Origin of the sequence: Streptomyces sp. VNUA24, from assembly GCF_029167005.1 — a bacterium.
GTDB classification, from domain to species: Bacteria; Actinomycetota; Actinomycetes; order Streptomycetales; family Streptomycetaceae; genus Streptomyces; species Streptomyces scabiei.
Genome location: NZ_CP119143.1, coordinates 1 through 15,187 on the forward strand (window position 1 = coordinate 1; position 15,187 = coordinate 15,187).

The window sequence follows — 15,187 nt, forward strand, 5'->3', positions numbered from 1 at the left end:
TGCGGCGGCCGTTCCGACCTGAGGGAGGAGGGGCACTCTCGGGTTCGGTCAGTCGTACCGGATCAGTATCGGTCGTTCCGTGATGTGTTCCGTTTCGCGGTCGTCGACTTCGCGGGCGGTGCTGTCGAGGTACTCGACGCTGCGGGCGCCGGTGCCGAGGGGGGTGTCGGCCGTGCCCGTGTGGGTCCAGCGGATGCGGGCCTTGCGGAGGGTGCCGTGCTCGTCGGGCATGAGGAACTCGCACTGCCAGACGTTCTCGGGCAGGGCGATCTGGAGGCCGTGGCCGCAGGAGCGGACATCCGCGTGGGCCAGCCACTGCTGGAGGCGGGCGACGAACAGGCCTGCCTTGGTGGGTGGTTGGCCCTCGGCCTGGAGGACGAGGGGGATCTTGCCGTTGCCCCATGCGTAGAAGTACATGCGGGCCAGGCCCCGGTGCCGGGCGTACAGGCCCGTCAGATAGAAGCGGACCGCGTAGTCGGCCGCCGTGTCGTCCTGCAGCGGATCGTTCAGCGTCACGGTCTGCGTGGTGCCGGTGCTCCACAGCGGCAGGTGGTACCCCGCCCGCTGGAACGTCCGGTCGACATCGCGCACCGCCTCCAGCATGGTCTCCGGCGGGTCGGTGACCTGACGCTGGTACAGCTTGATCCCCGCCGCGTCGCAGTACTGGTAGCCGTCCGCCTCGGCGAACCGCAGCAGGTATTCGTGTGCCTCGGCTGTCCACAGCTCGGTGATCGAGGGGCACACCACGGTCGCGTCCGCGTCGGCCTCCCGGATGATGCGGCTCGCCCGCCGGGTCATCTCGACGAGTGTGGCGACGCTGCCGTTGTAGTGGTGCTCATGGTTCGCCATGACCCACAGCTCGTACGCGTCGATACGGGCACCCGCATGCCCTACGAGAGCACGCACGAAGGCGTCCCAGTCGTCCAGGTCGTCCGGTGGAGCCGCTCGCGAACCGTCCGGATACGCGGCCTTCCGGGCCTCCGGGGCGGCCCAGGCGGGCGTACCGCCGAAGACGAACAACGTGGGCAGGCCCTCCTGTTCGGCACCGTCGAGGAGCCGGTCGAGCGTGGACCAGTCGTACTCCCCGCGTACGGGTTCCACCTGGGCCCAGCGGGTCTCGCTGTCCCACAGCCGCAGCGCGCCGGTCTGGAAGGACGGCATGGCCCCGCTGGAGCTGTTCATCGTCACGCCGAACAGTTCCGGATCGACGGGCTTCGGCGCCTGCGCCCAGCTTGTCGCCCCGGCCGGCGTCGGCACGGTCGTCGTCGCCTCGTACGGGGTGCTCGCGACGGCGGTGCAGAGGACGACCAGTGCCATGACGGCGGCCAGGACGAACCTCGTGCCCAGGGGACGCCGCCGAACGGGCGCCGGCGCCGGCCTCTGCCCTGATTCCCGCCCCGCCCCTCGTTCCGGTTCCTGCCCGGTCGCGGCCCGCCAGCGTCGCAGCAGCGTGTTCAGTTCGTCCGCGTCGGCTCCGCACTCCTTGGCGATACGGACGACGAGGTCGTAGTCGCCCGGCACCCCCTTGCCGCTGCAGTACCGGTGAAGGGTGGAACTGCTGGTGAAGACCCGCCGCCCCAACTCCTGGTAGCTGAGGCCGCTGCGCCTCTTCAGCTCCGCCAGAACGGCGGCCAACTCCTTGGCTTCCCGCGTCCCGTCCAAGGCCTCTACCCCCGTGACACCTTGCTCCGACTTCCGCCCAGCATTCCATGCCCGTCCCAAACCGTCTGCAACGCACCAGGTCAACGGCGTAACCCACGTCCCATGGCGAGTTGAGACGCGCGATCACTGGCCCACGGCCCAAACGGAACAGCACAGTTGATCTCGTCGGCACAGACCAACGTCCGGCACGGAACGAACGAGAAACCGAACGGGGACGAACCACATGTCACGAGTGCGACGCACACTGACGGTCACGGCCATGGCCACCATGCTCACCGCCACACTGGCCGGCGGAACGGCCGCGGCCACCGAGATCGGCACGATGGCGCAGGGCGGCAAGTGCGACTACAACCAGCTGGACAAGCCCACGATCCGCAGCCACAAGGGCAAGGGCGACGACAGGTACAACGACGGCAAAACCAAGAAGTACGGCCGCGAACTGATCCTCTCGACAGGGAAGATCACCGACAACTCCGCGGCAATGCTCAGCGGAAAGGTGCGCAAGGGCGACGAGGTGTGGGTCGACATCAGCCACGACGAGGGCAACAACTGGAAGGGCGCCTGCGGCAACGTCAAGGCCACGAAGAAGGGCCAGAAAATCTACTCCAAGTGGTACAAACACTCCGGCGGTACCGTCAAGAACCGCGTGATCCGCGCCTGCGCACGCACCACCACGGGCGCCTCGGACACTGGCAAGCGCGTCACCTGGTGCGCGGACATCGGCGACGTGAAGTCGAAGGCCGGCGCCCGCTGGTGGTCGGACAAGGACTAGCCGCGGCTGAACACCCGCCCTTCGCCCGCCGTTCGAACCCGCTTGCTTCGATCAAGGTCTCTGAACGAGGAGGCCGACATGACCGAACCGCTGTCGGGGATGCGGGCCGACTACGCCGACGCCGACGACCCGGTCCTGATCCGGCCGGACGGTACTCCCGTGGACGCCTGGCGGGAGGACTAACCGTGACCAGCGCATGGAGCGCGGGGAGTACGACCTGCACAAGCGCCTCCAGCAGATTGAGCTGCTGAAGCTGCGGGGCTGGATCAAGCAGACCGGGCGTCGGCTCGTCGTCATGTTCGAGGACAGGGACGCCGCCGGCAAGGGCGGCACGATCAAACGGTTCACCGGGCATCTCAACCCCCGCGGCGCGCGGGTGGTGGCCGTGGAGAACGCAGCAGTGAAGTTCTCGTATGGCATAGGCCATGCCCCATGGGACATGGGGAGGCACTGTGCGGGGGCACGAGGGGCCCTCAGGCCGCGGGCCTCCTGATTCCAAGTTCCCGCAAGGTCGCCGGAAGCTGGCTCCGCAACTCTTGGCGGGCCGGCCGGTGAACGGGACGGACCGGCACGACAGCGAACACCACAACCAGGAGGAACTCATGGCTTGGCTGAAGAGGGCAGGCGCCACGGCGCTGACCGGCGGGGTCGCGCTGGCCTGCGCGACGACGTTCGGGGTGGCTCCGGCGGTGGCGGCCGTTCCGGACAAGTGCAACAGCGACTACCAGAGCAAGACGTTCGACACCCCGGGTTCCAACGTCACTTTCAAGATCAAGTTGTGCGTGTCGCTGAACAGCAGCACCGGCAAGTACCACGCGTACGCGATGGGGAGCTGGAGCGGCGGGGGCAACTACGTCGTCGGCGAGATGGACAAGTTCCTGCTGGGCCTCAGGCTGGAGCGCAGCGACGCCCTCATGAGGTACGAGAGCTGCGAGTTCAGGAGCGGCATCAACTGGATCGAGGCGGATTCCTTCAAGCCCAGCGACATACCCACCATCATCTCGGGCGAATGCGACCTGAACACGGACTCGACGAACAGCGGCGGAGGCAAGTGGACCGCCGACGGAAAGATCATCTACAACATCAACAACGACGGGGACGGCGACAAGACCTGGGAGCTGGGCGGGTCGCCCGGATACGACGACTGACGCCGACCGCGTGTGTGTAGGGCCCGCCCGCCGACCGGCGGGCCCTGGGGCGTTCCGGACACGCCCCGCGCAGAGGCCACCGAGGCCGGGCACGCTCTCGCTCACAGTGGGCTTTGGCTCGAATCGCAGGACACGCCACCTCACGGCATCCCTTTGATCCAGGCTCCCCCGGCCGTCCGGAAGCGGCCCATGTCAACGGCCTCCGCCGCCCTGTCCCAGCTCCTGGGCCGGTTGCGAGAGGCGACCCGCGAAGTGCGTGCCGAAGTCCTCCGGAGCCCTGCCCGGCAAGAAGTCGACTCGGGCCTGCCGGCCTGCGCCCTGTCTGGTGCGGGACGGTTCGCCACCGCGGACGTCATCGACCAGGACACCTGGCTGGAACTCACCACGGCCACCATCGACCGGCAGCCCGGCCTGTCGGACACCCGCCCCGTCGCCCAACGCGCGGCCCGCTCCCCCCGGCTCCCCCACCGCCCTGCGCATCGCCGCGATCATCCTCAACCACGCCTCTGTCGGCGGTCACCGCCGCAGGCGGGTCATCTGGCGCGCGGCCAGCCTGTATGCCGCGAGCCCGGCCGACGGCAGCCTCGAGCGGAGGCACTACGCGTGGCGTTGATCAACGCCGGAGCCATCGAGGACGCCTAGGGAAACTGACGTATGGCCTGCCGGACGAGGTCGTCGTTTCGAAGGCGTCAGTGCGGGCTGACGCCTTCGAAACAGGGGCAGTACCGGGCGGCATACCTACGGAAGAAGCTGTGCAGGGCCCAAGGCTGCACGGCAGGTTGCCGGTGCACGATGCGCCGTTCGATCGGTCCATGCCCGTCGCCCCTGGAGACCGGCCCGGCATCACCGTGTGCTCATCTACCCCGATGTCAGACCGCACCGAACGGCCGATGCACTGTGCAGCAGCGCAGGGGCTTGGCGGTCTTCGCGCAGGCCGCCACCGTGCCAGGCCTCGGTGACCAGCGTCGAGGAGCCCGAGTGGCGGGTCACCGCGTGGAAGGGCGCGGCTCGCCAGGCCGGTTCGCGTTCTGAGCCAGGTTCGTTTCCTCTCCTGGTTCGGCCCGTCAGATAACGGGAGGGGGCGGTGCAATGCCGGTGGCTAGAATCTGTCTGCGCCGGTCATGCGGGGACAAAATTGGAGAAGGCCGGCGTTAGCGGAGGGGCCGCGGTACGGCAGAGCCGTGGACGGCTTCCTCTTTGGGGCCGTGGGGAGACGGGGCGCATGAAGGTACGGCGGCTGACGCTGCGTAATTTCCGGGGAGTCAGCAGCGGCACGGTGCTGCTGGACGACCAGTCGTTGCTGGTGGGCGCCAACAGCGTCGGCAAGTCCACCGTCTGCGAGGCCCTCGATCTCGTCCTAGGGCCTGAGCGCATGCTGCGTCGGCCCGTCATCGACGAGTTCGACTTCTACGCGGCGCGCTACCAGGAGGTCCAGGGAGAACTCCCCGAGGTCCGCATCGAGGCGGTGCTGACTGATCTGTCTGCCGAGGCGCAGCGCCGGTTCGGTCCTCATCTGAGGCGGTGGGACGAGCGTGTGCAGGACTTCATGGATACCGTTCCTGCGGCGGTGGCGGACGCCGAAACCGGCGAGTGGGCTCTGCCGGTGGTGTTCCTGGGACGCTTCGATCCCGAGGAGGATGATTTTGTCGGGGGGACGTTCTTTGCTCACCCGACGCGTGAAGCCGATGATCTTTTCGGGGAGCTGACCGGGCTGGGAGCCGGTCTGGTCCCGTTCAAGCGGGACGACAAGCGGCTGTGCGGCTTTCTGTATCTGCGGCCCAACCGCACGGGGAACCGGGCGTTGACATTTCAGCGGGGATCGCTGCTGGACACGATCGTGCGCTTGGAGGCGGAGACGGCGCAGGGGCCGTTGTGGGAGAAGGCTCTGGCCGATGTGGCGTCGGTTGCCGTGGCCACGGGCGGCTCGGGCTTCGTCAAGATCCAGAGCGAGGTGCGGGACCGCGTGGCGAAGTTCCTCGCGCTGGCCTCGGCGGACGATCCGGTGGACACGCGTGTCTCGGAGCTGACGCGTGAGCATCTGCGCGAGGTGCTGCGTCTGTTCATCGCCACCCAGCCGGGAACCCATGGCGTCCCGTTCAACCGCCTGAGCACCGGGTCGTTGAACTTGCTGGTCTTTGCCCTGCTCACCTATATCGCGGAGTTGAAGGGCGAGAAGTCCGTCATCTTCGCGATGGAGGAGCCGGAGATCGCGCTGCCCCCGCACGCGCAGCGCCGCCTGGTCGATCACGTGGTCCGCAACATGGGGCAGGTGATCGTGACGTCCCACTCGCCGTATGTGATCGAGCGGTTCTCTCCGGACCGGATCGTCGTCCTGGACCGCACCGCGGAGGGTGCGATGACCAGCGCGGGCATCACCCTCCCCGACGGATTCAAGCCCAAGCGGTACACGCAGAACCGGAGGCAGTTCGCCGAGGCGGTCCTGGCCCGGGCGGTCCTCGTCGTGGAGGGCGCCACGGAGGCTGCGCTGATGCCCGTCATCTCTGACGTCCTGGACCAGGCCGAGGACTCGTCGCTGAAGGACTACCTGCACATCGACCTCGCCGGCGTCAGTGTCTTCGACGCAGGCAACGATGTGTCCGTGCCGCTCTTCGCACCTTTGTTCAAGGCGATGGGCAAACGCGTCTACGGCATCCACGACACCCCCGACAAACCGTTCGCCGACGAACTCGCCGCGAAGACCGGCGACTTCACCCTCTACCGGCCCATCGCCTACAGCGGGGTGGAGGCGCTGCTGGCCGCAGAGGTTCCGGTGCCGGTCCAGCGCCGGTTCCTCGGCGAGGCGGCGGGGCGGCCGGACTACCCTCGGGAGGCCGGTGCGCTCGGCGCCGAGGACACCGACGAGACGGTCCGGAAACTGACCCGCGCGGTGCTGACCAAGCGCAAGCCCGACTACGCAGCGCTGCTGGTCGGCCTGTGCCAGCACCGGGCCGACCTGCCGGCGAGCCTTGCGGACTTCCTCCTCGACATCGATCTCGACCTGCGCGCGTCCTCGTCGGCCGACGAGCCCGAGGCCGAGGAGCCGAGCCAGGACGGAGGTGGCCGTGCAACGGATGCTGCTTGACGACAAGCGCCTGGAGATCCTCCGCGCACCAGGACATCTCCTCATCGAGGGCGGGCCGGGCAGCGGCAAGACCACCATCGCCCTGCTGGCCACAAAGGAATACCTGGACGCTCTCGAGCCGGGCCAACGGGTGCTCTTCCTGAGTTTCTCGCGGGCCGCAGTCCTGCAGATCAGCGAGCGCATGAACGCCGTCCTGCCGCAGCGCGCCCAGGACCTGCTGGAAATCCGTACCTTCCACGCCTTCTTCATGGACCTCGTGCGCAGCCACGGACGTCTACTCACCGGGGTGCCGGCCGCGTTCATCACTCCCGACCGGGAGAAACGCCTGCGTGCCGACTTCGACGGCGACTGGCCCGAGGAGCGTCGCCGGCTGGCCGGCCAGGGCCGGTATGTCTTCGACGAGCTCGCCCCCGCGGCCGCCACCCTGATGGAGAAGAGCAGGGCCGTCCGCAACCTATACGCGGACATGTATCCGACCGTCATCGTCGACGAGTTCCAGGACACCAGCACCGACCAGTGGCGGGCGGTGAAGATGTTCAGCGCGAACTCGAGGGTGATCTGCCTGGCCGATCCGGACCAGCGGATCTACGACTACGTCCCCGGCGTGGATGCCCGACGCATCCACTACGCGGTCGAGCATCTACAGCCGCGGCGCTTCGACCTGTCGGGCGACAACCACCGCAGTCCCTCGGGCGGCCTGCTCGACTACGCCAACGCCGTCCTGCGCGACACCCCCCACGCCATGCCGGACGCCGTCAAACCCATCCGATACCCGACCGCGTACGGCAGCCCGCCCGTCGAAACGTACGCCCACTACGCGGTCACCGCGCTGCGCCGCTACCTTGCCGAGGAGCTGGGTCGGCAGCCCACGATCGCGGTGCTCGCCAGGGAGAACGCCTTCCTGGGCCGGATCTCGGACAAGATCGCCACCGCCGGCAGGCTCGGGGAGCACGCGCTGCCCGCTGTCGAGCACGACCTCGTGTTCGACGCCGAGCTCTCAGCCGCTGCCGGCTACGTCGTCGCGTCCGTCCTCGAATGGCCGGGCCTGACCCGCGCAGAGGCCCTCACCCGCACGCTGCAGGCCGTCGGCGACTACTACCGCATCAAGTACAGCAACGGCACCCTCGGCGCCCGGGCCACAGTGCGGACCCTCGACAACGCCATCACCGCCGTCCGCGACGGAAAGACCGTCAGGGCGAAAACCGCCAAAATACTCGCCGACGCCTACGACTCCGGCGTCCGGCTCAGCGGACAGCCCGTATCCGACTGGCAAAAAGCCCGCGCCCTGCTGACCGGGGCCGCGGAACTGGACGAGTTGTTCAAGCAGGTCCGGATGCTGCGCCTGCTCAAAGCGACCGATCTGCTCGCCTGGACGCTTGCCGGGGCCTGGGACGCCACCTCCTACGCCGACGCGGCCGCCGCGATCAGACGTGCCCTGGGCCAGGAGTACCTCACCGGATCCCAGCAGGAAGCCGCAGACGTCAGCCTGATGAGCATCCACCGTTCGAAGGGCAAGGAATTCGACGGCGTCGTCATCGTCGAGGGAACCTACAGTTCCCGGCTCCTCGACGCAGAGTGGGACGCCAAACGCACGGACGAGGCGCGACGCCTGCTGCGGGTGGCAATTACCCGGGCCCGCCGCACCGTGGTTCTGGTCCGCCCGGCTGACGCCATCCCGCTCACGCCTCCGGCACGGGACGACAACTGACCACTGCCCGGCAAGCCGCATGCGTGCCGGACCCTGCCTGTTGGCGAGGCAACGAGAGCCACGCGGCCCCTTCCGTCGCCGGGTCAGGGTTCAGGGCATTGCCTGATGTGGCCCCCGCAGCCGACGTGAGTGTGGTACGTCAAGCGGTTCGCTGCCGAGAAATCCAAACATCGTCCCGTTGCTCAGCGTCTGCGGAAGGATCTACCTGACGGGCTCATGAACGGAGAGGCAGTGGCAACGACGCAATACCGACCGGTCAATGTCCGGCTGCGGGCGCCGCGGCTCGCCTTGGCCTACTACACCCTGGACAGCTGGATCCCGATGGCGCGTGGCGCGGTGGCCGCCGCCTCCCGGGTCTGGGGCGGAGCAGCCGCCGTCGTGCTGCCGGTGCACGGCATGCCGTCCGCCCAGGCAACGGTGGCCGATGTCCTGCTGCCGTTACTGCGTCTGCACGATCCCGACCACATCGCACTGCTGCAGCTGGCGCTGAGCGACTTGGCGGTCGTGGATCCGTCGGTGGTCGACACGATGGTCGCCCGGTTCGGAGGGCAGGACGAGGACACCGACACGGTGTGGCAGCGCCTGAGCCCGATGCCGCTTCCGGCCCCGGGAGCGGAAGGGCTTGCCGCTCAGGTCAACGACTGGTGCACTCCCTTCAAAAGCGTGGTGCGCCATGCGCAGCAGCGGTTCGAAGCGGGAGACGTCCTGCACGTGGAACACGGCGGAACGTCGCGGGGAAGGTTGGCGACCGTTCCCACACTGCCGGGCAAGCCTCTGCTCACGCTCGACCTGGCTGGCGTGGATCCTGCTCTCGCGCTGATGGTGGAGTCCCGCATCGGCGCCGTGCACCCGCACGCCCGGGACGCGCTTGACATCGTGGAGCTGCCGGTGGAGGAAGAGGACCTGCCGGCACTCGTACATCTGGCCATCACCGGTCGGCCCGCAACGGGCTGGAGGCTGGCAAGCCGCTACCGCTCTGCGACCGGTGGCGGCCCGTCGGACACCCTGACAGCCGACGAGTTCATGGCATGCGTCCCCTTCACCCGCTCCGAAGCCTGGACCAAGCGGCTGACCCGCATCGACACGTCCTCGCCCATCGTCTGGGTCGTGGGCGACACCGCCGACGACCACGCCCTGGCTCAGTTGTGTGACCGCCTCTACCAGCAGTCGGTGTGGATGCCCTCCCGCCTGCTCTCGAACAACCATCCGCTCGTCCGAGCGGTCAGAGGCGCCCTGGGGTCCTTTTACTCTGTGGGAGACCAGCGCAGGCCGCCCATCCTTCTGACCAGCGTCAGTCTCTCCCCCGAGGATCTGCAGAACCTGGCAACTGAGCTGAATGCTCCGTTCACTGGCATGACCATGCGTGTCGGCGACGGGCCACAGGTGCCCTTCAACGTCCGGAAAGCTGAAGCTGTCACCCCTGCGGCTCTCGCTGGATACCAGGGCATCGCTCTTCTCGCCGACCCGGAGGCGCGCCGGATTTCCCAGAGAGTCCCGACCAGCCGCGAAAACGGAAGCACTTCACTTCTTACGTCACTTCAGCTGCCCGAACCGCAAGCCGCAGCCCATCTCGGGGCAGACCTGCACTGGTACGTCGACGTATGGCTTCCCGACCACAACCTCCCCGCACATGCTGCCCTCCCCGGCTCATGTCTTGTTCAGGAGACGAATGGGTTCCCCGAGACCATCGCGCGAACGGCCCGGCACTCGGTCTCGTTCATCTCCGCGAACATGGGATTCGCCACACCAGAAGACAGACACACTCGTCCTCTGCTCCATTTCCCTTCCGCAGACCGCGTGTTTGAAGAACTCGCCCGCGCGCACGACGCCACTCTGGAACGCTCTGACGCAGCCCTACGCGCCGCCATCGCAGCGGAGATGTGGGGCTCGCCCGAGGCTCTTGCGGCAGACCTGCGCGGACCGGCACGCAAAGTGCTCGACTCCTTCCTCCCTACCGGGAAGAAACGGGACGGTGACTACGGGGCCGGCTACGCCATCCGCGGCATCGGCTACGTCGCACTGGAAGACATCGAAAAGACCCTTGGGGACAGCACGTTCGGCCCCGCCCGCGACCTCGTGGATCGGCTGCTGACCACAAACGTCCTGCGCCGCGGCCTGATCCTCAACTGCGCCCGGTGCCGCTTCGAAGCCTTCTACCGCATCGAACAGGTCGGGGCAGCCTTCGACTGCGAAGCATGCGGTCACACCAGCCCACTGGTCCGCGGCCGCTGGTACAGCAACGATCCAGAACCCCACTGGTACTACTCCCTCGACCAGGTGGTGCGGGACCTCCTTCTACAGAATGGTGACGTCCCCCTGCTGGCCACCCGGCTACTCCAGCAGAACACGATGTCGGTGTTGTGGTCACCCGAACTGAAGATCACTGACGCCGAGGGTGCCATCGAACTCGATCTCTGCCTGATCATCGACGGACGAATCGTCATCGGCGAGGCAAAGTCCAACAACACCCTCAAAGCCAGGAAAGGCACCCGGGAGGCGGCGGCCCGGCTCGTCCACGCGGCACAGCTCCTCAGCGCCAACGAGATCGTCCTTGCCACCAGCGCAAGAGCCTGGGCGAAGGACACCATCTCAACGGTCACTCAGGCCATCGAGGACAGCTGGACGAAAGGGCCCCGTCCCACCGTCACCGCGCTGATCGACGTGCGGTCAAGGCACTGAACTACAGTCCTCGAACCGGCCTCAACCAAGCCCTGCCGCACCTCTTTCCTGAAGTCGAGGCACCCCGGCGCAGGACCCTGTACGGCTCGCTTTCGACCGCCTCCCTGCCCGCACCCATAACGGAGACGAGGTATCCACCGTTCCGTCCAAGCCCTAGAACGCGCCGTCCGCGACTGGCTCGCCGACTGGAACGACAACGTCTGCACGAGGACCGCCGACGAGATCCTCGGCAAAGCCGCCGCATATTGCCGACGAGTCTCCGACTCAGCTCAGGTGTCGACCAGGGTTCCGTCAGTGCGCTGTGCCGGTTGCGCAGATGACGACCGTCGATGGCGCCGTGTATCTGGTCGATGTGGCGACCGGCTCTGCGGCCGCGCTCGCTCTCGTCGAAGGCCGGTGGGAGGTGCGCTGGGGCGGCGGTGGGAGCGAGTCGAGCGGGTGCTGTCCGCGTATGGCGAGGCGGACCGGCCCGAGCCGGAGACGTTCACGCTGCGCATCTACGACGGCGAGCAGCATCTGCGGCACCCGCACCCGCACCCGCACCCGCACCCGCACCCGCACCCGCCAAGCCTGCCGCTGCCCAGGTCCTGATCCGGGCCGGCGGCTCCAAAGCCGGCGGGGAGGGTGACGGCGCCGCCCGGGCTCCGTTCGTGCTCGGTCAAGCCGTAGGGGATGACGGGTAGCAGATGAGGTGTCATCCACCAGTCAGGCCACGGCCTTTCTCGCTGAGTCCCCCTGTCGCACGGTCCGGATCACGGCAACGGACCGTGCGGTCGTCATCTTCGATGCGGGCCGTGACATCCGGCGGCGGGGCCCCGCCGGTTCCGCCGGTCGCTTCAGCCACGCAGCGGATTATTCAGGGGCGTCTTCCGGCCCAATTATGAGCGAGTCACATTCGTCCGACCTCGCATTTGCGAGTCGTTTAACTTACTCTAAGTATGAATTCTCGGAAGGATTTCACTGGCTTTTTATCAGTGTGACCCTATGCGAGGTCGTGACGGCCCCAGGGGCGATGCGCTGGCGGCTTGTGGTCGAGGGGCCCGGCACGCGTGACGCGGGTTCGCTGTGGAGTCGGCGTGTCGGGGCCGTGTTGCTGTAGGTGTGGGGATGTGGCTGACGAGGGTTTGACGTCGATGACGGTGAAGGTGCCCCGGGGGACGAGGTCCCGCCTGGAGGCGGTGGTGGCGCGTCATCGCGCGCGGCGGCGGGAGCTGATGCGTGATGCCCGGTGGAGTGTTGCGGGTCTGCCCCGACGTGAGGCCGAGGCGGTGCGGGCGGGGCGCCGCGCGGAGGTGGCACGGTTGCGTGAGGGGGGTTGGCTGCTGGACACGGTTGACTCGTTGGCCTTGTACGGGGTGCGTCACGAGTTGGCGGTGCGCCAGTGGCTGAGGGAGTGGCCGGATGTCGAGGACGGAGCGGGGCAGATGGGGCGGTGGCCGGGGGCTCGGGACGGCGGGTATCCGGAGGCTGTGTCGTTTCGGCTTCCTGTGGTGACGGCACGTCAGGTGTCGGCGGGGTGCTGGTCGGTCTCGAGCGGGGCGGTGGCCGCGTTGCGGGACTGGCGGGATCGGCATCCGGGAGTTGTGGTCTCCCGGGCGGGGCGGGATCGGGGTGCGCAGGAGAGGTTGGCTGAGTACGAGCGATTGGCGGATCAGGTTGTGACGGTGGGTGATTTTCTGCGGGCGGGGCTGGAGTGGGGGATCTGCCAGCAAGAGGCAGATTCTTAGTTTTCAAACTTTAAAAGCGCTGCTCAGCGCCAACATCACACAGTTGCTTCAGCTCTCATTGAGGGATACCTTCACTCCCAGCCGGGCCATCACGGATTGTGAATATTTGGAGGGTTGGGCATGACGGTGCGGTACGAGGACTGGGAGCAGGTGCCGTGGTTCATGGCCTCGAGGACTCAGCTGCTGACGGCTGATCTCCCCCGGGAGCCGGTCGGCCGGGCGGGGGCCCATGTGCGCACCTACCGCGGCGGGCGTCGCGCAGTGGTGGCGCTGTACCGGGTGGAGGCCAGCCGACCGACTGCCGCGTCCGCGCGACAGCTGGAGGTCGCGGCAGGCAGGCGTACGCAGGAGACGCATGTGTGCGAGGGGTGTAATGCCTGTTGCGACCGTCCCCTCGTCGCCCGCGACGGGCGGGGGTTGTGCCCGATGTGCCGGCGGATGCGGGAAGTGGCCGCTTTCCAGGCGTCGTTGGGTGAGCGGCGTGGGCAATTGGCCCGGTGGGCACAAGGGTTGCTGGATGACCCCCGGCTCGCGGTGGTGTGGGTGGAGGGGGTGGAGGGGGGCCTGACTGCGTCGGGGCGGGCACGCCCTTGGGCGGCGACCCGGGTGACGGCGGTTGACGGGAAGGGCAGCTGCCTGGTCGACATCGTGGTGCGGTTCGCCGGGGCACGCGGCTGCGGGGTTCCGGTGGGTGCGTGCGCGCCGCGTGAGGGGGTGGCGGTGCTGGAGCGCGCGCTGGAGGGTCGGCGGGTGCTGGCCTGGACGGAGGATCAGGTGTCGGCTCTGACGCGCCGGCTGCAGGCGCGGGGGTGCCCGTTGCGGCTATCGGTGGTCAGCAGCCGGCCGGGAGCCGATTGGGACGGGTGGCAGACATCGGTGCGAGACCGCGTCGCGCAGTGGCGCGGCCAGCTCGACCCGGCGTCGGGGGCACTGCTTCCGGCGTGGGAGCCGGGGCGGGCCGACCGGCTGCGGCTGCTCCTGACGCGCATGGCGATGTCCCGTGAGTTCGCCGATTCCGAAGGGACTTCGGCGGCCCGGCCGGCTCCCGGGGGAGATCGGCCGTCGGCAGCTGAGTCCTCGGTGCCATCAGCGTGTCATGTGCCTGGGTTCCGGGTCGCTGATGAGGCGAGGCAGGCATCCGAGTTGTAGGCCGGCACGTTGAAGGGGGCAGCGTGGTCAGGATCTTGCGGGGCCGGCGATCTGGACTACGAGAGGGTCAGCGGCAAGGCGCTGACGCGCTTGGAAGAGGTGGGCCCGGACCGTGCTGGGGCTGATGCCCAGCTGCTGCGCGATATGGGCCGTCGGCACGCCGAGTGTCCACAGCCACGTGACCTGCCGCATGCGAAGGGGAAGCCTGCTGAGCGCTTCGGCCAGTCCGCGGTCGCGCAAGGCTTCGACGGCCATGTCTTCGGAGCTCCGCTCGACCTCGTTGCCGTCCAAGAGCTCGCCGGTCGTCACCTCCAGTCTGAAGCGCGCTGAGGCGAAGTGGTCGGCCACAAGATTGCGGGCAATGGTGACCAACCAGGCCCCGAAATCCCGCCCCCGCCAGGTGAACGTATCCAAGCGCGCGTACGCGCGGACGAACACTTCGCTGGTCAGGTCCTCAGCGGTTGGCTTGCCCCCGACCCGGTAGTAGACGTACCGGTACACCGTGTCGCAGTAGGCGGCGTAGAGCTGAGCGAACGCCACGCCATCGCCCGCCTGGGCACGCTCCACACACTGCACGATGTTCTGGATGCCGTGCGCCGGCTCACCGCCCGGAGGGCGGGGAGCCGGCGATGCTGACGTTGGCATCAGCTGTCGGCCGTCGAGGCACTGGGGCGACGCAAGGCCATCCACAAGGCGGCTCCCGCTTGGACAACGGCTGCGGTACTGGCCGCAACTGCAGGGTTCGGCACGGCGATACACACTGTGACCGTCAACAGGAGGATGACCACCAGGACGATCGCTTGGCCGTGACGTGGGACCAGCGCGCCACAGAGTGGCTGACGGCAACGGCCTGTGGGCAGACGCAGCGAATGATGCATGGCGTGAACTCCCGTGTCTGAGAGGGCCTTTCACCGTGCTCCGGCCAAGGACTGCGGCGGAAAGCCCCGTGAGGATGACACTTCGCAGTGTGGGACTGGTCACACGATTCATCCAAGGCCTGGGGAGCGTGGATAAGTTCACATGTTCCGGACTAAACGCCCCTGGTGGCAGCGTCGTTGAACAGTTCGCTGGTGCCTGCAGAGTGGCGTGGCGTTGGTGTTTAGTAGGTACGGGACATCTACGCGTCTGGGAGAGCCCCGCCGTCTTGCTCCGGCCGAGCGACTGAGACGGCGGGCCTTCGCCTGTGGCATGTCACCGGCCTTGCGGACGAGCTCTCATGGCTTGGGCATGCGGGCTTCCTGGGCGAGGCGGTCGCACGCC

7 protein-coding genes and 2 pseudogenes are annotated in these 15,187 nt (G+C 67.9%); 7 read left to right on the forward strand and 2 right to left on the reverse strand.

Annotation, left to right across the window (positions count from 1 at the left end; genetic code table 11):
* Window positions 1-48: 48 nt before the first annotated feature.
* Window positions 49-1,662, reverse strand: a complete 1,614-nt coding sequence (locus PYR72_RS00005) for a helix-turn-helix domain-containing protein (protein WP_275453194.1) — start codon at window positions 1,660-1,662, stop codon at window positions 49-51.
* Between the two features lie 223 nt (window positions 1,663-1,885).
* Here PYR72_RS00005 and PYR72_RS00010 point away from each other — a divergent pair, with 223 nt between their 5' ends.
* The 7 genes and pseudogenes from PYR72_RS00010 to PYR72_RS00040 all read left to right on the forward strand — a co-directional run bounded on the left by PYR72_RS00010 (window position 1,886) and on the right by PYR72_RS00040 (window position 11,642).
* On the forward strand, window positions 1,886-2,434 hold the full coding sequence (locus tag PYR72_RS00010) for a hypothetical protein (RefSeq protein WP_275453195.1): 549 nt from the start codon (window positions 1,886-1,888) through the stop codon (window positions 2,432-2,434).
* A 78-nt stretch (window positions 2,435-2,512) separates the two neighbouring features.
* Window positions 2,513-2,825 (forward strand): annotated as a pseudogene (locus tag PYR72_RS00015) (polyphosphate kinase 2); the annotation flags it as partial.
* 211 nt (window positions 2,826-3,036) lie between these two features.
* Entirely contained in the window at window positions 3,037-3,582 is a 546-nt protein-coding gene (locus PYR72_RS00020) for a hypothetical protein (RefSeq protein ID WP_230224198.1), read from the forward strand.
* Window positions 3,583-4,804: 1,222 nt separating this feature from the next.
* Window positions 4,805-6,664 carry an AAA family ATPase gene (locus tag PYR72_RS00025; RefSeq protein WP_275453196.1) on the forward strand — a complete coding sequence of 620 codons (1,860 nt, stop codon included), beginning with the start codon at window positions 4,805-4,807 and terminating at the stop codon, window positions 6,662-6,664.
* Window positions 6,654-8,372 carry an ATP-dependent helicase gene (locus PYR72_RS00030; protein WP_275453197.1) on the forward strand — a complete coding sequence of 573 codons (1,719 nt, stop codon included), beginning with the start codon at window positions 6,654-6,656 and terminating at the stop codon, window positions 8,370-8,372. Before PYR72_RS00025 ends, PYR72_RS00030 begins: the two co-directional genes overlap by 11 nt.
* Window positions 8,373-8,603: 231 nt before the next feature.
* Window positions 8,604-11,051: a hypothetical protein gene (locus PYR72_RS00035; RefSeq protein ID WP_275453198.1), complete on the forward strand. Its 2,448-nt coding sequence runs from the start codon at window positions 8,604-8,606 to the stop codon at window positions 11,049-11,051.
* A gap of 438 nt (window positions 11,052-11,489) precedes the next feature.
* On the forward strand, window positions 11,490-11,642 hold the full coding sequence (locus PYR72_RS00040; protein WP_275453199.1) for a hypothetical protein: 153 nt from the start codon (window positions 11,490-11,492) through the stop codon (window positions 11,640-11,642).
* 2,312 nt (window positions 11,643-13,954) lie between these two features.
* Here PYR72_RS00040 and PYR72_RS00045 read toward each other — a convergent pair.
* Window positions 13,955-14,506: pseudogene (locus tag PYR72_RS00045) on the reverse strand (sigma-70 family RNA polymerase sigma factor); the annotation flags it as partial.
* Between the last annotated feature and the right edge of the window lie 681 nt (window positions 14,507-15,187).